This is a genomic window from Stenotrophomonas sp. AS012628 (genome assembly GCF_010608305.1).
Classification (GTDB): Bacteria; Pseudomonadota; Gammaproteobacteria; order Xanthomonadales; family Xanthomonadaceae; genus Stenotrophomonas; species Stenotrophomonas geniculata.
The window spans coordinates 80,653-102,913 of sequence record NZ_VMBJ01000003.1 but is presented as its reverse complement, the minus strand read 5'-3'; the positions used below and the strand labels follow the sequence as shown (position 1 = coordinate 102,913).

General features: G+C 67.9%; 23 protein-coding genes. All 23 read right to left on the bottom strand.

The features are described 5' to 3' along the window. Nucleotides 1-35: 35 nt before the first annotated feature. Nucleotides 36-476, bottom strand: a complete 441-nt coding sequence (locus G5A07_RS02815; RefSeq protein ID WP_010482305.1) for a hypothetical protein — start codon at nt 474-476, stop codon at nt 36-38. A 62-nt stretch (nt 477-538) separates the two neighbouring features. After that, nucleotides 539-1,777 (bottom strand): beta-ketoacyl-ACP synthase, encoded by a 1,239-nt coding sequence (locus tag G5A07_RS02810; protein WP_049413131.1) that lies wholly within the window; start codon nt 1,775-1,777, stop codon nt 539-541. Next, nucleotides 1,777-2,508 (bottom strand): 3-ketoacyl-ACP reductase FabG2, encoded by a 732-nt coding sequence (locus G5A07_RS02805; RefSeq protein WP_029379816.1) that lies wholly within the window; start codon nt 2,506-2,508, stop codon nt 1,777-1,779. Before G5A07_RS02805 ends, G5A07_RS02810 begins: the two co-directional genes overlap by 1 nt. Next, nucleotides 2,505-2,960 carry a hypothetical protein gene (locus G5A07_RS02800; RefSeq protein WP_010482310.1) on the bottom strand — a complete coding sequence of 152 codons (456 nt, stop codon included), beginning with the start codon at nt 2,958-2,960 and terminating at the stop codon, nt 2,505-2,507. The genes G5A07_RS02805 and G5A07_RS02800 overlap by 4 nt, the downstream gene beginning before the upstream one ends. After that, nucleotides 2,957-4,141, bottom strand: coding sequence for a beta-ketoacyl-[acyl-carrier-protein] synthase family protein (locus tag G5A07_RS02795; RefSeq protein WP_019336778.1), 1,185 nt, complete (start codon nt 4,139-4,141; stop codon nt 2,957-2,959). Before G5A07_RS02795 ends, G5A07_RS02800 begins: the two co-directional genes overlap by 4 nt. Next, nucleotides 4,138-4,695 (bottom strand): DUF3261 domain-containing protein, encoded by a 558-nt coding sequence (locus tag G5A07_RS02790; RefSeq protein ID WP_191862644.1) that lies wholly within the window; start codon nt 4,693-4,695, stop codon nt 4,138-4,140. The genes G5A07_RS02795 and G5A07_RS02790 overlap by 4 nt, the downstream gene beginning before the upstream one ends. Then, a complete protein-coding gene (locus G5A07_RS02785) occupies nt 4,683-5,933 on the bottom strand; it encodes an NAD(P)/FAD-dependent oxidoreductase (protein ID WP_019336780.1) in 1,251 nt (416 codons plus the stop codon). Before G5A07_RS02785 ends, G5A07_RS02790 begins: the two co-directional genes overlap by 13 nt. A gap of 53 nt (nt 5,934-5,986) precedes the next feature. Beyond that, nucleotides 5,987-8,341, bottom strand: coding sequence for a hypothetical protein (locus tag G5A07_RS02780; RefSeq protein WP_191862642.1), 2,355 nt, complete (start codon nt 8,339-8,341; stop codon nt 5,987-5,989). Beyond that, nucleotides 8,334-8,957, bottom strand: coding sequence for an outer membrane lipoprotein carrier protein LolA (locus G5A07_RS02775; protein WP_171954952.1), 624 nt, complete (start codon nt 8,955-8,957; stop codon nt 8,334-8,336). The genes G5A07_RS02780 and G5A07_RS02775 overlap by 8 nt, the downstream gene beginning before the upstream one ends. A gap of 2 nt (nt 8,958-8,959) precedes the next feature. Continuing rightward, nucleotides 8,960-9,391 (bottom strand): acyl-CoA thioesterase, encoded by a 432-nt coding sequence (locus G5A07_RS02770; protein WP_043034444.1) that lies wholly within the window; start codon nt 9,389-9,391, stop codon nt 8,960-8,962. After that, nucleotides 9,378-10,928 (bottom strand): aromatic amino acid ammonia-lyase, encoded by a 1,551-nt coding sequence (locus G5A07_RS02765; RefSeq protein ID WP_049413142.1) that lies wholly within the window; start codon nt 10,926-10,928, stop codon nt 9,378-9,380. The genes G5A07_RS02770 and G5A07_RS02765 overlap by 14 nt, the downstream gene beginning before the upstream one ends. After that, nucleotides 10,918-11,859 carry an acyltransferase gene (locus G5A07_RS02760; RefSeq protein WP_010482320.1) on the bottom strand — a complete coding sequence of 314 codons (942 nt, stop codon included), beginning with the start codon at nt 11,857-11,859 and terminating at the stop codon, nt 10,918-10,920. The genes G5A07_RS02765 and G5A07_RS02760 overlap by 11 nt, the downstream gene beginning before the upstream one ends. Nucleotide 11,860: 1 nt before the next feature. Next, nucleotides 11,861-12,631, bottom strand: a complete 771-nt coding sequence (locus tag G5A07_RS02755) for a glycosyltransferase family 2 protein (protein ID WP_043399560.1) — start codon at nt 12,629-12,631, stop codon at nt 11,861-11,863. Further along, nucleotides 12,621-14,306 carry an AMP-binding protein gene (locus tag G5A07_RS02750; RefSeq protein ID WP_191862640.1) on the bottom strand — a complete coding sequence of 562 codons (1,686 nt, stop codon included), beginning with the start codon at nt 14,304-14,306 and terminating at the stop codon, nt 12,621-12,623. Before G5A07_RS02750 ends, G5A07_RS02755 begins: the two co-directional genes overlap by 11 nt. Then, nucleotides 14,299-14,850: a membrane protein gene (locus G5A07_RS02745; protein WP_010482325.1), complete on the bottom strand. Its 552-nt coding sequence runs from the start codon at nt 14,848-14,850 to the stop codon at nt 14,299-14,301. Before G5A07_RS02745 ends, G5A07_RS02750 begins: the two co-directional genes overlap by 8 nt. Nucleotides 14,851-14,872: 22 nt before the next feature. Then, the gene (locus tag G5A07_RS02740) at nt 14,873-15,130 is read right to left on the bottom strand and encodes an acyl carrier protein (RefSeq protein ID WP_006402206.1); all 258 of its coding nucleotides are present in this window, start codon (nt 15,128-15,130) and stop codon (nt 14,873-14,875) included. A gap of 17 nt (nt 15,131-15,147) precedes the next feature. Further along, nucleotides 15,148-15,405 carry a phosphopantetheine-binding protein gene (locus G5A07_RS02735; protein WP_005411610.1) on the bottom strand — a complete coding sequence of 86 codons (258 nt, stop codon included), beginning with the start codon at nt 15,403-15,405 and terminating at the stop codon, nt 15,148-15,150. Continuing rightward, entirely contained in the window at nt 15,392-16,189 is a 798-nt protein-coding gene (locus G5A07_RS02730) for a lysophospholipid acyltransferase family protein (protein ID WP_010482327.1), read from the bottom strand. Before G5A07_RS02730 ends, G5A07_RS02735 begins: the two co-directional genes overlap by 14 nt. Next, the gene (locus G5A07_RS02725) at nt 16,182-16,925 is read right to left on the bottom strand and encodes a beta-ketoacyl synthase chain length factor (RefSeq protein ID WP_043399566.1); all 744 of its coding nucleotides are present in this window, start codon (nt 16,923-16,925) and stop codon (nt 16,182-16,184) included. Before G5A07_RS02725 ends, G5A07_RS02730 begins: the two co-directional genes overlap by 8 nt. Before the next feature lie 217 nt (nt 16,926-17,142). Further along, nucleotides 17,143-18,156: a cytochrome d ubiquinol oxidase subunit II gene (gene cydB / locus G5A07_RS02720; RefSeq protein WP_010482330.1), complete on the bottom strand. Its 1,014-nt coding sequence runs from the start codon at nt 18,154-18,156 to the stop codon at nt 17,143-17,145. A gap of 1 nt (nt 18,157) precedes the next feature. Next, nucleotides 18,158-19,555 carry a cytochrome ubiquinol oxidase subunit I gene (locus tag G5A07_RS02715; RefSeq protein WP_049454170.1) on the bottom strand — a complete coding sequence of 466 codons (1,398 nt, stop codon included), beginning with the start codon at nt 19,553-19,555 and terminating at the stop codon, nt 18,158-18,160. A gap of 129 nt (nt 19,556-19,684) precedes the next feature. After that, on the bottom strand, nt 19,685-20,884 hold the full coding sequence (locus tag G5A07_RS02710) for an ABC transporter permease (protein WP_262405808.1): 1,200 nt from the start codon (nt 20,882-20,884) through the stop codon (nt 19,685-19,687). A gap of 1 nt (nt 20,885) precedes the next feature. Further along, nucleotides 20,886-22,184, bottom strand: a complete 1,299-nt coding sequence (locus tag G5A07_RS02705) for an FtsX-like permease family protein (RefSeq protein WP_191862637.1) — start codon at nt 22,182-22,184, stop codon at nt 20,886-20,888. Nucleotides 22,185-22,261 lie beyond the last annotated feature (77 nt).

Genomic DNA, 22,261 nt, shown 5'->3' with positions numbered 1-22,261 from the left:
GCGGCGTTCAGCCACGGCCGGCACCACGCAGGCGCTTACTTGACCTTGGCGTAGGTACCCTTCAGCGCGACGCCGGCGAGGATCGCACCGGCGTAGCATTCGTAGTTGGTGCTGCTCTTGAACTCGTTCTTCTTGTAGTAGCTGACGATGTCGACCACGGCGTTGGCGCCGCGCGACTTGGCGCCGTCCTGCAACGCGCGCAGCGCCGACAGTGCGACCCAGCGGCAGGCTTCGGCATCGCTCTTGTTGGCGGCGTTGGTCTTCTTGTTGGTCACGTCTTCGCCCAGGCGCTGCTGCACGCTGACCGGCTGGCCGGCCAGGTAGAAGCGGACGCTGCCGTCGATGCCGGCGTCCTTGGCAGCCTGCGAACTGACCAGTTCCTGCAGGGACTGCTCCACGCGGGTATCGCGGGCAGAAGCGGTGGAGGCCAGGGCCAGCAGTGCGGTGGCCGTGGCGATCATCAGGGTGCGGCGCATCGGAACATCTCCTTGTCGAGGGTGCGGGTAGGTTGCGGGAACAACGGCGGTGGGGCGGTGGATCACTCGCGCCAGCGGCGGAACACCAGAGAGGTGTTGATGCCGCCGAAGGCGAAGTTGTTGCTCATCACGTACTCGGCCTGCAGTTCGCGGCCTTGGCCGGTGATGAAGTCGAGCTGGCCACAGCGCGGGTCGACCTCGGCCAGGTTCAGGGTCGGCGCGAACCAGCCAGCACGCATCATCTCGATGCTCATCCAGGCCTCGAACGCACCACAGGCGCCGAGCATGTGGCCGACATAGCTCTTCAGCGAGCTGATCGGCATGCGGCTGCCGAACACCTGCGCGGTGGCCTGGGTCTCGGCGATGTCGCCGTGATCGGTGGCGGTGCCGTGGGCGTTGACGTAGTCGATCTGCGCCGGCTCCAGGCCCGCATCCTCCAGCGCCAGGCGCATGGCCTGGGCCATGGTGTCGGCGCTGGGCTGGGTGACGTGCTGGCCGTCGCTGTTGGTGCCGTAGCCGACCACCTCGGCAAGAATGGTGGCACCGCGCGCCTGCGCGTGCTCCAGGTCTTCCAGGATCAGCGTACAGGCACCCTCGCCCAGCACCAGGCCATCACGGCCAGCATCGAACGGGCGCGGCGTGGTCTGCGGCGCATCGTTGCGCACGCTGGTGGCGAACAGGGTGTCGAATACCGCCGCAGCGGTGGCATCGAGCTGCTCGGCACCGCCGGCCACCATCACCGTCTGCTTGCCGCTGCGGATCGCTTCATAGGCCGCGCCCACGCCCTGGCTGCCCGAGGTGCAGGCGCTGGAGGTGGTGTAGACGCGCCCGGACAAACCGAAGAACACGCCGATGTTGACCGGCGCGGTGTGGCTCATCATCTTCAGGTAGGTGGTGGCACTGATGCCTTCGGTGGTGAATTCGTTGAGCATGCGCCCGAATTCGCCGGTGGCCTCATGGCTGCCCGAGGACGAGCCGTAGGCCACGCCGGTACGGCCGCTGCGCAGTACCGGATGCTCGTGCAGGCCGGCTTCGCGCAGCGCCACCTCGGTGGCGCGCACCGACATGACCGCGACCTTGCCCATCGAGCGGGTGGTCTTGCGGTTGTAGTTCGGCGGCAGCTCGAAGTCCTGCGCCGGCGCGGCCAGCTTGGTGTTCAGGCCGGCATAGACATCCCATTCGGGCATCGTGCGCACGGCATTGCGGCAGCTGCGCAGGTGCGCTTCGATGGTGGGCCAGTCGTGGCCAAGCGGACTGATGGCCGCAGCACCGGTAACCACCACGCGACGATCGGCGCCCATCAGAGCATGCCCCCGTTCACCGAGATCACCTGGCGGGTGATGTAGCCGGCCGGCTCGGACAGCAGGAACGACACCGTCGCCGCCACTTCGTCGGGGCGGCCGACACGGCCAGCGGGAATCAGCTTGAGCGCGTGTTCGATCACTTCATCGTTGAGCATTTCGGTCTCGATCAGGCCCGGAGCCACGCAGTTGACGGTGATCTGGCGGCTGGCCAGTTCGAGCGCCAGGGCCTTGGTGGCACCGATGATGCCGGCCTTGGCGGCACTGTAGTTGACCTGGCCGCGATTGCCGGCCAGTCCGGACACCGACGACAGGGTGACGATGCGGCCGGGCTTGCGCCGCCGCACCATCGGCATGATCAGCGGATGCAGCACGTTGTAGAAGCCATCCAGATTGGTGTGGATGACCTGGTCCCAATCCTCGGCCGACAGTGCCGGGAAAGCACCATCACGGGCGATGCCGGCGTTGCAGACCACGCCGTAGTACGCGCCATGCGCCTCGACATCGGCCTCCAGCGCGGCGCGTGCGGCCTCGCGGTCAGCCACGTCGAACGCCAGCACGCGGGCCTGCTGGCCCAGTGCATGGATCTCGGCCACCACGGCCTGTGCCTCTTCCAGGCGGCTGCGGCAATGCACCACCACGTCGAAGCCATCACGCGCGATGCGCAGCGCGATGGCCCGGCCGATGCCCCGGCTGGCGCCGGTCACCAGCACGCTTCGATTCCCTGTCATGCCTGTCCACTCTCCAGATAGGCCATCGCGTCGGCCGGTTCGAACACCGACACGTTGGCTGTCGCCCATTCGTCCTCACCTGCCAGGATGCGGCAGGCGAACATCCCCAATCCATTGTCACCCAACAGCTCGCAGCGCGCCTGTACGCGCAGCCGCGAACCGGCGGGGAAGCTGCTGCGCGCGCTGCTGTAGCGGCGGCTGCCGAGCAGGAAGCCCAGCTGCGGCGGCTTGCCGGCCGCACGCGCGCGGCAGCCGGCCCAGGCCGCGATGGCCTGCGCCATGTATTCGATGCCGACCCACGCCGGCACTTCGCCGTTCTCCACGAACAGGCCGGCCTCGGGCACCACCAGTTCGGCCTCGAGGGTGTCCTGGTCCCAATGCGTGATGCGCTGCAGCAGGCACATGTCCTGGCGGTGCGGCACCACCTCTTCGATTGCATACAGCGTGTTCATCGACGCTCCAGTGCCAGCACGGCGTTGCTGCCGCCGAAAGCGAACGAATTGCTCAGCACCCGTCGCGGCGGCTGCGCCAGGCGGGTGGCCGGTGCGACCAGCGGCAACACCGGCAGCGCTGGGTCGGCCACGCCGTCCCACCAGTGCGGCGGCAGCTGCTGCTGCGGGTTCTCGGCCAGCAGGATCCAGCACAGCGCGGCCTCGATCGCGCCCGAGGCACCCAGCGTGTGCCCGGTCAGCGGCTTGGTCGAACTGGCTGGCACGCTGTTGCCCAGCACCTGCGAGACCGCCAGGCTTTCCATCGCATCGTTGTGGCCGGTGGCGGTGCCATGCAGGTTCACGTAATCCACTTCGTCGGCGCCCCAGCCTGCGCGCAGCAGCGCCTGCTGCAGCGCGTCGATGGCACCTAGCCCCTGCGGGTCGGGAGCGGACATGTGGTGCGCGTCGGCCGATTCGCCCCACCCCGCCAGGCACACCGGGCCGGGCTCGCGGGTGAGCAGGAACAGCGCGGCGCCTTCGCCGATGTTGATGCCGGCGCGGTGCTGCGAGAACGGGTTGCAGCGTGCCGCCGACACCGATTCCAGCGCGCTGAAGCCAGCCACGGTGAAGCGGCACAGCGAATCGGCGCCACCGGCGATCACCGCATCGACGATGCCGGCGCGCAGCATGCGCGCGGCTGACATCAGTGCCTTGGCACTGGACGAACACGCCGTGGACAGGGTCCACGCCGGTCCCTGTGCGCCGCTGCGCTGGCGCACGAACTGCGCAGCGGTGCCCATTTCCTGCTGGGCGTAATCGAAGCCCTGCGGCCACTGGCCCTGTTCGGCGTGGCTGCGCAGGGCCTGCTCGGATTCACCGATGCCCGAGGTGCTGGTGCCCAGCACCACCGCCACGCGCTCGGCACCATGGCGGGCAATCGCCGCGGCCACCGCCGGTGCGATCTGCGCCAGCGCCACGTCCAGCAGGGCGTTGTTGCGCCCGCGCAGGGCCACCGGCAGGTCTTCCAGCGCCGGCAGAGGCGTGCGGACCTCTCCCAGCGCCAGGGTGCGCCCCGGCAGCAGGCTGTCGTTGTCGCTGAGCCCGCCCGGCACATCGGCGAACATCGCCGACGCGACCGCAGTGCGGCCATCGCCGAGCGCGCAGACCACGCCCAGGTCGTTCAGGTAGATCGGTGCACTCATCGGTCCTGTCCGGCCATATCGATCGATTCGATGCGCAGCGCATAGCCTTCGGCACGGTTGTCCAGCTGCACGCTGCCATCGTCCAGGCGCTGCAGCAGCAGCCACACCGTGCCGTCGCGCGACAGGCTGCGCTGCAGGCCGTCGTCGCTGACCTGCCAGTCGGCCGGCAGCGCGGCGGCGATGGCCGCGGTCGGCCACAGCGCGAACTGCAGGTCATCCAGCACACGCTCGGCACGTACCTGCGGCGGCAGCCACGGCGCGCGCTGCTGGGTCAGCTGCTGGCCGTCCCACTGCAGGCGCACGCCGGTCTGGCCCATCGCCTGCACCGCCAGCTGCACCCGCTGCGCGTCGGCCTCCAGCAGCGCGTCGAGGTCGCGCTCATGGCTGCCGAAGCGGAAATGCAGCTGCTGCTGCAGGGCCAGCGGCGCCGGCAGGCTGGCCGGCGACAGGCGCAGCGGCGGCAGTTCCACCTGTGGCTTGGGCATGCGCCCGGCACAGGCGGCCAGCAGCAGGCACAGCAGCAGGGCCGCAGTACGGAAGATCAGGCGCTGCACAATTCCTCCAGCACGCGCATGCGACGGCCGCTTTCGTCGGCCACATACGGGTTGTTGGTGTCCCAGGCGTAGCCGGCCAGGATGGAGCTGATCATGTCGCGCACTTCGGGCTGCTGCTGCGGGTGGTAGATGATCTTCTGGAAGCCGCCTTCGTACCAGCTTTCGACGAAGCGGCGGAAGGTCTTCACGCCGGCGCGCAGCGGGATCGAGAATTCAGCTTCCCAGTCGACGGTTTCACCGGCATAGCGGCGCGCCAGGCATTCGCTGGCCAGCTGCGCGGACTTGAAGGCAATGGTCACACCGGACGAGAACACCGGGTCGAGGAACTCGCCGGCGTTGCCCAGCAGGGCATAGCCGGGCCCCCACAGCGAACTGACGTTGGCCGAGTAGCCGGTGATGCGGCGCACCGGCAGCACCGCCCATTCGGCGTTGGCCAGCAGGCGGGTCAGGTTGGGGTCCTCGCCGACGATGGCCTGCAGCTTCTGCAGGTCGTCACCCTCGTAGCGCTCGAAGAACGACGGCTCGGCGACCACGCCCAGCGAGCAGCAGCCGTTGGAGAACGGGATCGTCCAGTACCAGACGTCGACGTGCTCGGGGTGGGTGGTGATCAGGATCTTGTTGCGATCGAAGTCCGCTTCGGCCGGAATGTTGTCGCGCACGTGGCAGAAGATCGCGCCGCGCACCGGGAAGTTGGATGGCGATTCCAGCTGCAGCAGGCGCGGCAGCAGGCGTGCGAAGCCGGAGGCATCGAGGATGAAGTCGGCTTCGATGCGGTATTCGCTGCCATCCGGGCGGCGCACGTTCACCGTGGGCTGTTCACCGGGTTCGACCGACAGCACTTCATCACCAAAACGCAGCGTGGTGCCCATGCGCTCGGCACCGCGTGCCAGCACGTTGTCGAAGTCGGCGCGCTGCACCTGGTAGGTGGTGCCCCAGCCTGGCGAGAACTTCTTCCGGAAGTCGAAGGCGGTACGCGCTTCGCCGTGCACGAAAGCGGCGCCGTTCTTGTACTGGAAGCCGGCCTCGACCACATCCTGCAGCAGCCCGGCGGCTTCAATGTATTCCATGCTCTGGGGCAGCAGGCTTTCGCCGATGGAGAAGCGCGGGAACTGCTGACGCTCCAGCATCAGCACCTGGCGGCCCTGCTGGCGCAGCATCGCCGCAGCCACGGAGCCGGCCGGGCCGGCACCGATGATCAGGATCTCAGTACGTTCGACAGCATCCACAGCAGTATTCATCGGTGCGTCCTTGTTGCTCGATCAGGTGGAAAGAAGGAAGTCGGAAGACAGGTTCAGGCTGGCGGCAGCTCATGCGGCGGCGGCCGGAACAACGGCGAGATCAACCAGACCAGGCCGATGCCGAACAGCAGGGTCAGGCCGAACGCGCGCAGCGCCGGGGTCTGCGACAGGCCCAGCAGACCGAACGACAGCCAGGTACTGGCCGCACCCACGCACACCGCCAGCCAGGCGCTGGCATCGCCACGGTGCTCGATCAGGAAGATGCCGTAGTCGATGCCCATGCCCAGCAGCAGCATCAACGCCAGCACGTTGAACAGCTGCAGCGGCTGGCCGAACAGGCCCAGCAGGCCCAGGGTCAGCGCGCCGGCGATCAGGGTCGGGGCGAACACGCGCCAGGCCTGGCGGCGGTAGCGCAGCCACAGCGCACCGAACACCAGTGCAATGCCGACCAGCAGCAGCCCACCCATCAGCTTGCGATAGTGGCCGAGCAGCTGCGAGAAATCGGCGGTGCGGTCGACCCAGCGCACGCCCGGCAGGCCCTCGGCCGCGCCACGCAGGGTCGTCAGTGCATCGGCGCGTGACAGGTCATCGACCATCACCACGCTGATCATCTGCCCACCCACCGCACCCACCCAAAGATGGCGGAACGGCTGCGACGCCGGCGAAGCGAGGAAGGCCTCGGCGGTAAGCGGTGCAGCCGCGAACTGCGGTCGCTGCAGCGGTTCACCCACGGCCTCGGACACGGCCGACAGCACGCCGGGTTCCACCTTCGCGGTCAGCGCGGCATCGGCTTGCTGGCGCGCCGGCGACGGCAGCCAATCGCTGATCGCGCGATAGCCACCAATGCGCTTGTCGTTGGCCAGTACACGCAGGCGCTCGGTCAGTGCTTCCTCGCGCTGCAGCAGCTGCGCGGCATCCGCGCCCTGCACCAGGTAGAACTGCGCCGGGCTGGGCATGCCCAGCAGCTGGCTCAGGCGGATCTGCTGCGCCATCAACGCTGGCGGTGATGACTGCAGGCTGCGCAGGTCGTCGTTGCTCTGCAGGCGTGCGATGCCGATTACAGACAGTGCCAGCGTGATCACCACGAACATCATCACCGCGCGACGGCCGTGCAGGCGCGGGAAGCGCTCCAGCGTGTTGCCCAGCCACTGCGAGAAGCGGGTCTGGCGGATCTCGCCGCCATCCAGCCACGGGAACCAGAAGATCACCGTGAGGAACGCAGCGGCCAGGCCCACCACCGAGAACAGCGCCATCTGGCGCAGGCCCGGGAACGGCGCCAGGCCCAGCGCCAGATAGGCCAGCGCGCTGGTCAGCAGGGCCAGCCACAGGCCCGGCAACAGGTGCCGCAGCAGTTTCCAGCGGCGATCGGCCGGCTCGGCCTGGCGCGAGGCGAACCAATGGATGCCGTAGTCCTCGGCCACGCCCACCAGCGACGCACCAAATACCAGGGTCAACACGTGTACCTTGCCGAACACCAGCACGGTCACCGCCAGCGCCACGCCACAACCGATCAGCAGCGAGGCGGCTACCAGCAGGATCGGCCGCAGCGAGCGGAATGCCAGCCACACCAGCAGCAGCACCGCCGCCAGCGAACCCCACCCGATGGTGTTGATCTCCTGATTGGCCTGCACCGCGGCGGCCTCGGCATGCAGCGGCACGCCGGCATGCAGGATTTCCAGCTCCGGCGCTGCGGTCTTGGCCGCCTTTCCGGCCCGCTCCAGCAGGCCATCAAGATGGCGCTCGCCATCGAGCTGGAACGCCGAACCCGGCGTATCGAACTGCAGCGCCGCCCAATGCTTGCCCTCGGCCTCGAGCAGGCCGTCATCGCCCAGGCGCAGGCCCGAACCCTGCGCCTGCTGCTGCCACCACTGCGGCCACAGCGACAGCGGGTCCTGTCGCCAGTCGGTCAGGCGCGGCGCGCCCATCGGGCCGTACAGTGCAGCCAGCGCCTGCTCGGCCAACGCGCCCGGTTCACTGCCCTGCAGCTGCTCGCGCTGGGCCGGGGTCAGCAGGCGGTCGCGGTACGGCGCGTAGAACGCGCGCGCCTCATCGAACCAGCCTTCGATCGAACCACTGGGCACCAACAAGGCGTGGTCGGCGTCCTTGGCCATGGCCGCCGCAAAGGCCGCCTGCGCGCGCTTGGCGGCCGCGCTGTCCTTGCTGCCGAGCAGCACCACCACCTGCCGCGAACTGCCATCGGCGATGCGCCGGGTGACATCGCTCAACAGGCGGTCATGCGCATCCTGCGGCAGCAGCGCGAGGATGTCGGTGTCGATCCGCGACTGCTGGCTCCACAGGTGCCACTGCTGCGCGCCCAGCGCCAGCAGCAGCACCAGCCAGGCGATGCCCAGCCAGTGCCACCAGCGCCGCAGGCGGTCCGGTGCGTTGGATGCCACGGCCTCACTCAAAACGGCGGGCCTCGTCGGCGTTGAGCGTGGCCGGCGTCTCGCTCAACGCGCTGAACTGGATCTGCGTGCGGTCCTTGTTGGCCTCGACGATCTCGACCTGGCGCACGTAGCGGTCGCCCTGCAGGGTCAGCGATTCGAAAGCCTTGGACAGCATCACCGACTTCGGCGTCAGGCGCAGCCGCCAGCCCTGTCCTTCACGGCTGGCCGCCACGTTGAACTGGCTGGACAGCGCCTGCACGTCGCCACTCATCAGCGCGAACATGATGGCGTTGACCGAACGCATCGCTGGCTGCTGCCGCGCATCGAGCTCAACGCGGGTGCTGCCATCGCGCTGGCGGCTGAGGATGCGGTCGGCGGTGACCACCACCTCGGAAGGGAACGGCTTGAGCGTGGTCCAGATCACGCCGTGCTGGCGTGCGACCACGAACCGGCCCTGCGAACGCAGCGGGTTCTTGAAGCCGCTGACCTGCTTTTCCTGGCTGAACTGGCCACGCAGCACCTCCGGCCGCGCCACCGCCTGGGTAATCGCATCGACAGCGGGGTCGGCAGCCTGCACCCGCGGTGCGGCCACCAGCAGCAGCGTGCACAGCAGCACGCTCGAAAGACGGGCAAGCATGGTCACGGCGCAGGCACTCCCAGGCGTTCCCACAGTACCGGCGGGCACTGGTACAGCATTTCCTTGCTGGCCGCGTCCACCGCGACCTGGATGGTCATCGCGCGGGTCAGCACCTGGCCGCTTTCCGCATCGAGGATCTCGTACTCGATCTTCAGCCGGTTCTCCCATTCCACGATGCGCGCGATCACGCGCAGGGCCTGGTTGAACAGCAGCGGGCGCACATATTTCACCCGTGCATCGACCACCGGCCACAGGTAGCCCGATTCGAGCATCTGCGGGTAGTCGTAGTCGTAGCGCCCGAGCAACGCGCAGCGCGCGATCTCGAAGTACTTGAAGTAGTTGCCATGCCAGACCACGTTCATCGGGTCGCAGTCATGGAAGGCGGGGGTCAACGCAATCTCGCCAACCCGTTCAATGGCCTCATTCACCGGCATACAGCTCCCAACGTTGCGCGCGGATCTCCACCAGCAGTTCCCGCAGTTCGCGATCCAGCGCGCGGTCTTCTTCAACCAGGGCGATGCGCTGCCCCAGGTCGGCGTACATGTCGGCCAGACTGCCATGCAGCTGCGCGTTCAGGCCAACCCGTTCGCGCAGCGCCAGGCCCTGGCGGGCGGCGATCAGCATCGCCGCCACCACCTGTTCGGTCAGTTCGATCACCCGCAGGCAGTCGCGCGCGGCGATGGTGCCCATGCTGACCTTGTCCTGGTTGTGGCATTCGGTGGAACGCGAGAACACGCTGGCCGGCATGGTCTGCTTCAGCGCTTCGGCGGTCCACGCCGAAACGCTGATCTGCAGCGCCTTCAGGCCATGGTTGATGGCCGCGCGCGGGCCGGTGGCCGCCGACAGGTTGGCCGGCAGGCCATGGTTGTAGCGGGCATCGACCACCAGTGCCAGCTGCCGGTCGAGCAGATCGGCAACATTGGCCACGGTGTTCTTCAGGGTGTCCATCGCCAGCGCGATGTGGCCGCCGTAGAAGTGGCCGCCATGCAGGATGCGCTCGCCGTCGGCGTCGATCAGCGGGTTGTCGTTGGCACTGTTCAGTTCGGTTTCGATCAGCTGGCGCAGGAACGGCAGGCTGTCTTCCAGCACGCCGATCACATGCGGCGCGCAGCGCAGCGAATAGCGGTCCTGCAGGCGCTGCTCATTGCGCGGCGGGCGCTCGCTGTGCAGGTCGCTGCGCAAGCGCGCGGCGATGCGGCCCTGGCCCGGGTGCGGCTTGGCCGCGAACAGGGTCTCGTCGAAGTGGTGCGCGTTGCCGTCGCTGGCCAGCACGTTGAACGCGGTCAGGCGCGTGGCCATGCGGGCCAGGTAATCGGCGCGCTGCCAGGCCAGGCAGGCCAGGCCGGTCATCACCGCGGTGCCGTTCATGATCGCCAGGCCTTCCTTCGGCCGCAGCTTCAGCGGGGTCATGCCGATCTTCGCCAGCACCTCGGTCGCCGGCTGCACGCGGCCGTCGAACAGTACCTCGCGTTCGCCGCACAGCACTGCCGCCACGTACGACAGCGGGGTCAGGTCGCCACTGGCACCGACCGAGCCTTCGGCCGGAATCATCGGCAGCACGTCGTGCTGCAGCAGCGTGGCCAGGCCTTCCAGCAGCGGCACGCTGACACCGGACATGCCGCGCACCAGCGACGCCAGGCGCGCAGCCAACACCGCACGGGTCTCGACCGGGTCCAGGTAACGACCCAGGCCACAACCATGGTAGGTGTAGAGGTGGTGCGGTAGTTCAGCCACCAGCGCCGGCGGGATGTTCACCGTGCACGAGTCGCCATAGCCGGTGGTCACACCGTAGATCACGCCGTCCTCGCGCAGCAGGCGGTCGAGGAAGTCGGCACCACGCTGGATGTGCGCACGGAATGCCGGCGCGTCGCTCAGTGCGGCCTCGCACTGGCGCTGGGCCAGGGCAACCACGTCTTCGATGGTCAACGGTGCATCGCCAAAGCGGCACACGGGTACGGCGTCAGTCGTCATGCGGAGCCTGATCCCAGAAGGGGAAGAAATTGAACCAGTCCAACGGGGACTGGATGAGCTGGAGTTCCAGCCAGCGCGCGAAGCGCTGTGCCTGTTCGGCCAGTGCCGCATCGCGTGAGCCACGCGGCAGCACGATGCGTTCGGCGAACTGTTCAAACGCCACGCGATAGCCTTCGCCCTGGTGCAGGCAGGCCATGGTGTAGACCGGGCAGCCCAGCGCGGCGGCGAGCACGTAGGCGCCGATCGGGAACGGCGCCCGGTGGCCGAGAAAATCGGCGGTGACGCTGCGACCGCCCTGCACCGGCGTGCGGTCGCCGACGATGGCGACAAAGCCACCGGCGGCCACGCGCTCGGCCAGCATCACCGCCGTGGCCGGGCCCATCTCGGTGACCTGCACCAGTTCCACCGCCGCCAGCGGGTCCAAGCGCTGCAGCAGGCGGTTGAAGCGCTGCGCATGCGCGGTGTGCACCAGCACGGTGATGCGGAACCCCGGCACCTGTTCGGCCAGCACCTGGCACAGTTCCAGGCAGCCGATGTGCGCGGTAAGGATCAGCCCACCTTCGCGGCGCGCGATCTTCTCCAGCACCAGGTCACGATGCAGGTGGATGCGTTCGGCCGGATAGCGCCCGCCCAGGCCGAGGATCTTGTCCAGCATCGTGTCGGCGAAGGCGAAGAAATGGCGCAGGCTGTCACGCCGCGTTGGCGTGCGGCCGAGCACGCCGCTGTGCGCCTGCAGCCGCTGCAGGTACTGCATCGAGGCCTGGCGCCCTACACGGTTGCCCAGCCAGTGGCAGGCCACCACTGGCCACACGCACAGGCGGAACGGCCAGCGCCCGAACCAGCGGTGCACCCAGCACAGGAACAGCACGCCGGCCACCGACGTCGATTCGCCGATGTCGGCCCAGTGCGGGGCACCCTGCGCGGTCGCCATCTCAGTGCTGCCCCCGCAGGCGGCGCCACAGCAGGCGTGGTGCGCGCCAGAGCATGCCGAAGAACAGGCGGGTATGCATGCGGCTGATGCGCACGTTGTCGCGCCACACATCGAAGTGCGACACGCCATCGGCGGGATAGGTCACGCGCGTGGCCAGGTGCTCGACCGGCAGCTGCCGCCAGTACAGGCGCACCATCACCTCGGTATCGAAATCCATGCGGCGGCCGATGGTCTCTTCATCGATCAGGCGCAGCACCGCCGGCAGCGGATACACGCGGAAGCCGCACATGGTGTCGCGCAGGTGCAGCGAAAGCGTGTTGATCCAGACCCAGATGTGGGTCGCGTAGCGCCCGTACAGGCGCGCCTTCGGAACACTGGCGTCGTAGGCCGGAATGCCGCAGATCACCGCCTCGGGATGGGCGCGCGCCGCTTCGATGAAGCGTGGCAGGTCAGCGGTGTCGTGCTGGCCATCGGCATCGATCTGCAGCACGTGGCTGTAGCCACGTGCACCGGCTTCGGCGAAACCGGCCAGCATTGCCCCGCCCTTGCCCTGGTTGATGTCCAGGCGCAGCAGGTCGACGCCCTGGCGCTGTGCCAGCGAGCGCAGTGCATTCGCGCACGCCTCATGCGAGCCATCATCGACCAGCAGGCACGGCAGGCCGGCGGCCTGCACGCCGTCGACCACCGCCGCGATGGCGTGCTCGTGGTCGTAGACGGGGATCACCACCAGTGGCGCGAACGCGGCACTGGCAACGGCCGGATCAGTCCGCATCGGCGAAGACCACCTTGCCGCTGGCATGCACACCGTGGCTGGAGGTGTAGCGGAAGGCCAGCACGTTGCGTGCGGCATCCCAGTCCAGCTGCAGGGTCAGCTCATCGCCCGGGCGGGCCACATGCTGGAACTTCACCGCATCCATGCGCAGGAACCCTGCCGGCATCGCGAACATCTGGCGGCCAAAACGCACTGCCCAGTCCAGCTGCGCCACGCCGGGCAGGATCGCCGCCTGCGGGAAGTGGCCCTGGAACGGCCGCAGCGCCGGGTCGAGGGTCATGCGCAGGGTGGCGCTGGCGGCGTCGCGGCGGTCCCAGACCGGCACCGGCATCAGTGGCTGGAACAGCGCTGCCAGCGCCACCTGGGTGACCTTGCCCTGTGCGTTGATCGGCAGCGTCGGCACCAGCCGCCAGCGGCGCGGCCGGGTGACCGCGTCATGTGCCTGTGCCAGGCGCGCGCCCAGGCGCTGGCCCAGCGCGCGGCGCGCGGCGTCACCGCCCTCCAGCAGCGCCAGGTCGGCCGGCACCACCACGGCCGCCAGCTGCTCGCGCTGGCCGGGCAGGACCAGCACGCGCACGTCGTCCACTTCGGCGTCTTCGCGCAGCGCGCGTTCGAGCGCATCCAGCGAAACGCGGCGCTCTTCGATCTTGACGATGCGGTCGGCACGGCCCAGCAGGCGGAAGCGGCCGTCGGCCAAGGCTTCCACGCGGTCCTGGGTGCGCCACCAGTCGAGGGTTTCCAGATGCGCCGAGGCGACGGCCAGGCAGCCATCCTCGATGCGCCACTGCACGCCCGGCAGCGGCTGCCACGGCGGCAGGTCGGCGTCCCAGCGGCGCCAGGCGATACCACCGGTCTCGCTGCTGCCATAGACCTCGGTCGGTGCCACGCCCAGCCACTGCCGTACCTGGCGTGCAGCTTCTTCCGGCAGTGGGCCACCGGAGGAGAACACCGCACGCAGGCGGCCATGCAGGCTGGCCCAGTCGAGCTGCTCGGGCAGGCGCTTGAGGTGAGCCGGGGTCGCCACCAGCACCGTGTCGGTACCGGCCAGCGCGCCCACCAGGTCTTCATGGAAGAACCGGCGTGGATGGATCAGGCGGCCGGCGGCCAGTGGCCACAGCACGCGGAACAGCAGGCCGTAGATGTGCTGGTGGGACACCGTGCCATGTACCTGCACGCCTTCCAGCTGCGCGCCGAACGCGGCCTGCAGCGCATCCACCTCGCGCGCCAGCTGGTCCATGCGCTTGCTGATCGCGCTCGGCTGGCCGGTGCTGCCGGAGGTGAACACGCACAGTTCGCAGGCGCGCTCGTCCAGCGCCTGCAGTTCGTCGTCCAGCGCGGCGTCCAGCGCCGCCAGCGGGCGGTAATCGACGGACACGTCGCCTGCGAAACCGCTCACCTGCGGCTGCAGCGCCTGCAGCGTGGCCGGCAGGTTGTCGGCGGCCAGGAACACCCGCTTGCCGGCATGCCAGGCGCCGAACAGCGCCGCAGCAAAGGCCACGGCATCGTCGAAATACAGGGCCCAGTCACGGCCTTCGGCGGCCGCAAAGGCCGCGCGCCAGGCCAGCACGCGCTGGCGGAAGCGAGCGTGGTCGATCACCTCGCCATCGCAGACGCCAACATTGCGCTGCGGCCGCGCCTCCAGCAGCAGCCGGTCCAGGGCAATCCACTCAGCCATGCGCGTGCGCCGCCTTCACCCGCCGCCGCACCAGCCACTCACCTGCGAACAACACGCCCATCATCACGTACGCCAACAATCCGTTGTAGAGCATCCAGACCCGGTCCGACGCGTACAGCGCGGTCAGCAGGGCCAGGCTGCCGTTGAGAACGAAGAAGCCACACCACACCTGGGTGACGCGGCGGGTATAGGCCACTGCGAACGCTGGCAGGTCCGGTTCCTGCAGCCGTGCCAGGCGTTCCACCAGCGGCGGGCCGAAACGCAGGCTGGTGCCAAACACCGCCAGCATCACTGCATTGACCAGCGCCGGGTACAGCTTCAGCGGCAGGGCCTGGTTGAGTACCGTGGCCAGCACCGCCAGCAGGCCGGTGCCCGCGGCCGCGGCCCACCACAGCGGCTGGCGCGTACTCAGCGCGCGCAGCAGGGCCAGGGTGAACAGCAGCAGCGACAGCCAGCGTGGCTCGAAACGGCCCATCGCCAGGTACACCAGTACCGGGTAGGCCAGCGAGATCGCAGCCACCACGACCGTGCGTGCGCGTGCCATGGTGGAGCCGCCGGCGCTGCGGTCAGGCGGCTGCCTGGTCCGGCAGCAGCCTGTGCACCACATCGACGATGTCCTGCACGGTACGCACGGCCTTGAACGCTTCCGGCTGCAGGTTGCGGCCGAGCAGCGGCTTGAGCTGCACGATCAGGTCCACCGCATCGATGCTGTCGATGTCCAGGTCGTCGTACAGGCGGGCCTCGGGCGTGATCCGGGCGGTTTCGATCTCGAAGCTGTCGGTCAGGATGCTGACGATGCGTTCGAACAGTTCATTCTTGGTCATGGCAGGTCCTGGCACCGTTACGACTGGCGGGCGGCGACGAACTCGCCGAGCGCGCGCACGCTGGAGAAATGGCGACGGGTTTCTTCCGAATCGGCCGAGAGGCTCACACCGTACTTCTTCTGCAGCGCCAGGCCCAGCTCCAGCGCGTCGATCGAATCCAGGCCAAGGCCCTCGACGAACAGCGGCGCGGTCGGATCGATGTCCTCCGGCGTGATGTCCTCCAGCGAAAGGGAGGAAATGATCAATTCCTTGATCTCGTGCTCAAGTGCTTGCACGGTTCGGATCTCCAGACAGGTCGAAATAACGAGAAAGGTGCTCGGTGACGCGACGGGCTGCCAAGGCATCCCCCCTTGGCGAGTCGTCTTCGGCCAGAAATGGCGCGATCGGGATATCTTCGCCGATCTGCAGCCGAACGTGAAAGCGACGTGAGGGGACACGATACCACTTCTGCCCCTTGGTCAGCGTTGGCGGGCTGCAGGTGATCCGCACCGGGGTGATGTCCAGGCGGCCGCGCACGGCGATGTTGGCCGCGCCCCGCTGCAGCCGCGGCGGCTGTCCGGGCACGCTGCGGGTGCCCTCCGGGAAGATGACCAGGGTGCCTCCAGCGCGTACTGCGGCCACACAGTCATCGACCAGGCCGGCACCATCGTCATTGGCGATGTAGCCGGCGGCCCGTACCGGACCGCGCATGAACGGGTTGCAGGCCACGGCCCGCTTGACCACGCAGTCGGCGTTGGGAAGCAGCGAGATCAGGCAGACCACGTCGATCAGGGTCGGGTGGTTGGCCAGCACCAGCAGGCCGTCGCGCTGCAGGCGCTCACCGCCCTCGATCTCGTAGGTCATCACCCCCAGCCCGCGCATCAGCCGCAGGTGGCTGGCGAACGCGACCTGGACCACGCGCCGGGCGCGGCGGCGGCGCGCCACCGGGTCACGCATCAGCAGCAGTACCGGCATCACCAGAACGCCGAGCAGCAGCCCGCCCAGGCCAAACGCGACGAAGCTGAGGCCGGTGCCAAACACACGCCAGGCATGGTCGAGGCGGCGCAGCAGCTCAGCCACGGCGGCTCCAGCACCAGCGCTGGCCGTGGGCCACGTGTTCCAGTGCCGGCGCGCCGGACAACAGGAACCGGTGCAGGTCCAGCGCATGCGGCAGCAGGCCGGGCGCAGTGCTGGCCTGGCCGTCGGCCGGCTGCCACTGCAGCGACAGCGTCGGCCGGCCCTCTGCCGGAGCGGTCAAACGCCAGCACCATGCAAAGAACGGATCAGGTTCGTCGGCGAACGTCGCGTAAATTTCAGGAAGTGGCGACTCGTAGACCACTACCCGTACCTCGCGGGCGCCATCGGCCAGCAGGCCGACGGCCTCCAGGCACGCCGTCTCCACCGTGGCCTGGCCCGCCGCCAGCGCCAGGTAGTTGCCGCGGTGACCGCGGGCGATCGAATACAGCGCGGCGATCGCGTTGTGCACGGACAGGCCGAATCCGGTCGGCGACAACGGCTGGTCGCCGACCAGCGCGCCCAGCAGGTCCATCGAACGGGCCACGTCGCCGTGGCGGCTGGCGAACACCAGCGGGACGTCACTGTCGGCGCCCTGCCCGTCCTCGCACCAGCACGCGGCCTGGATCGCCATACGACCCAGCCGCTCGATGCGACGGCGCTGCATCGCCGGCACTTCGGCCAGCGCCGGCGTGTCCCCGCCATGCGGCAGGTACGGCGTATCGGCCCAGCCCAGCCACTGGCTGCGCTCACTCAGGCCGGGCGCCCAGGCGGCCCAGTCGACGATGGAAAATTCGATCATTTGGCGATGGTGCTTCAACGGGAGAACGATAGGCACGAGCCATTACGGCGACGCGCGGCGGCCCCCCGTTCCTGCAGCCGTGCGTCCGTCCAGGACGTCGCCGGCTGCCCCCCTGGCCGCCGGAAAGGAGCGCACGCTAGCACGTCCCGCGCGGGGTGTGCAGGTTTCACATTCCCCAACACGGGGCCCGGCAAGCGCAGGCCCCGTCTTCAATCGATCAGTGGTAACCGGTGTCGGCGTGCACCTTGCCGCGGAATACCCGGTAGGACCACGCCGTATAGCCGAGGATGACCGGCAGCAATATGACCAGTCCGACCAGCGTGAAGCCCAGCGACGACGCCGGCGCGGCGGCCTGCCACAGGGTCATCGACGGTGGCAGCAGATAAGGCCACATGCCCAGCACCAGGCCGAGGAAGCCGAGCACGAACAGGGCCAGGCTGAGCAGGAACGGCGGCAGGTCACGGCGCGGGTGGGTGGCACTGCGCCACAGCGCGGCGGCTACCGCCAGGGTCAGCAGCGGCACCGGCGACAGCCACCAGAAGTTGCCGTCGCTGAACCAGCGATCCATCAACCGCGAATCGAGGAACGGCAGCCAGCTGCTGACCAGGCCCATCGCCGCGATCACCGCCACCACCAGCGGCCGGGTCATCTGCCGCGCCAGCGCCTGCACGCGCCCTTCGGTCTTCAGGATCAGCCAGGTGCTGCCCAGCAGCGCGTAGCCGGCGACCAGCGCAGCGCCGGTCAGCATCGCGAACGGGCTGAACCAGGCGAACGGCCCGCCCTGATAGACACCGTCCACCAGCGGGATGCCCTGCACCAGGGTGCCGAGGATCACGCCCTGGGCGAAGGTCGCCAGCAGCGAACCGAGGCCGAACGCCACGCTCCACAGCCGGCGCGAACGATGCGCCTTGAAGCGGAACTCGAACGCCACGCCTCGGAACACCAGCGCCACCACCAGCAGCAGCACCGGCAGGTACAGCGCCGACAGCAGCACCGCATACGCCTTCGGGAACGCCGCCAGCAGGCCGGCGCCACCGAGCACCAGCCAGGTCTCGTTGCCGTCCCAGATCGGCGCGGCGGTGTTCATCATCAGGTCCAGCTGTTCCTCGTCCTCGGCGAACGGGGCGAGGATGCCGATGCCGAGCACGAAGCCGTCCAGCACCACGTACATCAGCACGCCGAAGCCGATCACCGCGAACCATGCCACCGGCAGCCAGGTCATCAGGTCCATGTCAGCGTTCCTCCAGCGGTTCGTCGGCGGCCGACAGCGGGCGTGCCGGGGTATGGCTGCCGTGGTCCAGCGACGGCCCCTCGGCGTACGGCTGCGGCCCATGGCGCAGGATCTTCACCAGGTACCAGATGCCCCAGCCAAACACGAAGGCATAGCCAACAACGTAGACGCCCAGCGACAGCGCGGTCATCCACGCGCTCTGCGGGCCCACTGCATCAGCGGTGCGCAGCACGCCATACACCACCCACGGCTGGCGCCCCATCTCGGTAACGAACCAACCCGACAGCAGCGCGATGAAGCCACTGGGCAGCATCCAGTTCCAGCCGCGCAGCAGCCACGGCGAATCCAGCAGCTTCTTCCGCCACAACTGGAAGGCCGACACCCAGGCCAGCAACAGCATCAGCGTGCCCAGCCCGACCATGATGCGGAAGGCGAAGAACACCGGCGTCACCGGAGGCCGCTCGCTGGCGGGTACCGAGGTGAGAGGATCGAAGGTGCCGTCCAGGCTGTGGGTGAGGATCACGCTGCCCAGCTTCGGGATGGTCACTTCGAAATCGTTGCGCTCTTCCTTCTCGTTCGGCAGCGCGAAGACCACCAGCGGCACGCCCTCGCCTTCCTTGGTTTCATGCCAGTGCGCTTCCATCGCCGCGATCTTCATCGGCTGATGCTTGAGCGTGTTCAGGCCATGCATGTCGCCGACGAAGATCTGCACCGGCACGGTCAGTGCTGCGAACCCCACCGCTGCGATCAGCATGCGTCGGCCCGCTTCCACGTGCGTTCCCTTTCGCAGGTACCACGCACCCACGCCACCGATCACGAAACAGGTGGTGATGAACGAGCCCAACGCCATGTGCGCCAGGCGATAGGGGAACGAGGGGTTGAACACCACTTGCCACCAATCGACTGGATGCACGATGCCGTTGACCATCTCGTAGCCGGCCGGTGTATGCAGCCAGCTGTTGGACGACAGGATCCAGAACGTGGAGAACAGCGTGCCCAGCGCGACCATGCAGGTGGACAGGAAATGCAGGCGCGGCGAGACCCGGCCCCAGCCGAACATCATCACGCCGAGGAAGCTGGCTTCCAGGAAGAACGCGGTCAGCACCTCGTAGGTCAGCAGCGGGCCGATGACCGTGCCAGCCACCTCGCTCAGCCGCGGCCAGTTGGTACCGAACTGGAAGGCCATGACGATGCCGCTGACCACGCCCATGCCGAACGACACCGCGAAGATCTTCTGCCAGAAGAAATACAGCTCGCGCCACACGGGCAACTTCGTGCGCAGCCAGCGCCATTCGATGAAGGCCAGCCAGCTGGCCGTACCGATGGTGAAGGCGGGGAACAGCACGTGGAAACTGATGACGAATCCGAACTGGATCCGGGACAACAACAACGCGTCCAAGGGACGCCTCCTGCCTGTGACCGGTGGGATACCGGACCACTTTAGGAGGATTTCGTTAAGGTGGGATGCGACCGGGTGACGCGCTGCTTCACTTTGTCGCAGGTGGAGCTGGGCTCACGGGCGAACGAATCAGAACGGCTTCAACAACGCCAATGGCTCCTCCCGCACCGTTCGCCATGCACGGGGCAGCAGGGCAGCAAGACTCGCCACCATCACCAACATGAACGCCATCAACCCTGTCAGCCACGACGATATCGAGCTTCGTTCCTCGGGCGACCAGAACAGGTACAGCAAACACGCGCCCAGCACGGCGCCAGGAATGGTGAAAATGCTGACTTCGAAGATGATCTCCGTGAAGATCACCGATGCGCGCGCACCCAACGTTCGACGGATACCGATGGAGCGCCGCCTACGCTCCAGCCATGCGCCTACCACGCCGGACACGCCGGCCATCAGCACACCCAGGACCACCGCTGCCATGAAAGCGAGCATGGCCGTCGTGAAGCGGTCTGCACGAAGGTAGGCATCGCGATATCCGGCCAACGTGTCAACGCCTGTCGGATTCACGACGCGATAGGGCTGCCGCAGCGCCTCAACGGTGCGGTCAAGCAACACGCGATCCACCTCCGCGTGGGATCCGATCAGGTAATAGCGGCTCGCACCGGTTGGAAAACCGGGAAACAGCGCCCACTGCGAGTCCCGATCGTTTCCACTTGGCGCAGGCCCGACGATGGACGAGAACACACCCACGATCACCCTGCTGCTTCCCGGCCCGAAGTACAGCTGACGACCCACGGCGCTCTCCGAGCCAAACAGATGGACGGCCAATGCCTCGCTGATCAGCACGACCGGCGCGCCGTCGGTCGCCTCATGGTCTGCCGGCAAACGCCCCTTCACCACCTGTGTCCCCAGCATCGTCAACAGGCCTGGGCTGGCGGTTATCACGGGAATGCGATCACAGCCTGCCACGTCGCTGCTGCCAGCCGCCATGGCGTGTGCCATGGCTGCATCACTGGTGCATGCACCGTAATGATGAGCCCTGCCTCCGAACGGAACCGAATCGCTGGCGACCGCCTGCCGGACGCCAGGGAGCTGGATGGCGGAGAGGTCCGATCGCACCAACGAAGGCGCCACCCTCTCTTCGATATCGGAGACCCGGATGACACCGATCGCCTGTGCTCCCTCGATGCCCCGCGTGTTCAATCGTGAGAAACCATCTGCGGCAGACTGCAGGGCAAAGGCGCAGGCCAGGCTGGCCAGTGCGGCCTGTACAAACAGCAGCGACGCGCGGCCCAGGTGGTTGCGGACTTCCTGCATTGAATCCAGCATTTCACGCCGCTCCCTTTGCAAACAACCGCGACAGCGATCCGCTCCGGCAGACTTCCAGCGCGGGGATGAACGCGCACAACAGCGCTGTCGCGAACCCAACCCCGGCTGCCATCAGTACGGACGCGGGGTCCAGCGTAGTGATGGCCGACGGAAGCACCTCCCCTGTCGCCACCAGCCGCATGCCCACCGCATACGCAATGGCCGCCAACGCAGCACTGGCCAATCCCGACGATGCGCATTCCCACATGAGCTGGGCAAAAACATCCCTCCGCCGGGCACCCAGCGCGCGACGTATCGCAAGCTCGCGACGGCGCGCGCCCAGGCTGAATCCCAGCAGCGCGGCTGCATTGACGATGCAGACCACCAGCAGAAGCAGTGCCAGATGAAGCTGTGTCCGGGTGCGTTCAGGGACCAGCCCCTGTCGGTCCAGCCACGCCATCAGCGGCCAGAGCCCGACCTGATCGCTGTCCGGGTCAACCTGCAGATCCCGGGCTTGCGCGTACGCGTTCAGCATCGCGCGGTATCCAGACACGTCATCCACTGTCGGTAACCATGTCCACAGTTGCAGCCAGGACGCCTGCGGGCCAGCAAGGTCCACTCCCTCCCCACCGCCCCAGACCGCCACGCCGTCGACCACGGTCAATCCGTCCGCAATGGCAGTTTCAACCGGTAGATAGATCTGATCGGGTTCCGCGAAAGGACGACGGGTCACGTCTCCCTGGAACATCGGCACCGGATGCCAGTCCTCCGCCACGCCGACAACCGTGTATGTGCGCCCGCTCAGCTCCAGCGGATGACCGATGCATCCGGCCGGGCACTCGACCGCTGCGAGTGCCCGTGACAGCACAGCGATCCGACTTCCGGCCTGCCCTTCCTCCGCCGTCCACGATCGCCCTTGCACCAGAGTGATCCCGAGCACGCCGAACACTCCTGACGTTGCGTATCTGGCACGCAGCCGGGCGCTTGATTGCCCGGGTTTCAGCAGGGTCACGGCACCACCGGCCATGGCCGCCTGATTCCAGGCATACCCTTGGTCCAGCAGGGCTTTGGCATCAGGCCAGGTCAACCCCTGCCCAGGATCAGGTGCCGCCGCGTGCTGTGCTCCCGGGCGCACGTCCAGGTGTGGACGGAAGAGCGACCCGCTGCGTCCCGGGACCGGATCGGAGGATGCCTGCAGCACAATGGACAGCATCACCATGGCGGTTCCCACTCCCGCACCGAGCATGAGAGCGACGGCAATGTGCATCCGGAGGCGCTGCCGAAAGCGCTTAAGCGACAGAGAAACGTAATAGAAGATCACACACCCTCCATGGAGTTGACCCTGTGCCTAGACAGACGCGATCGGCATCCCACGCAGGAGCAGATCCCTGCTTCTCA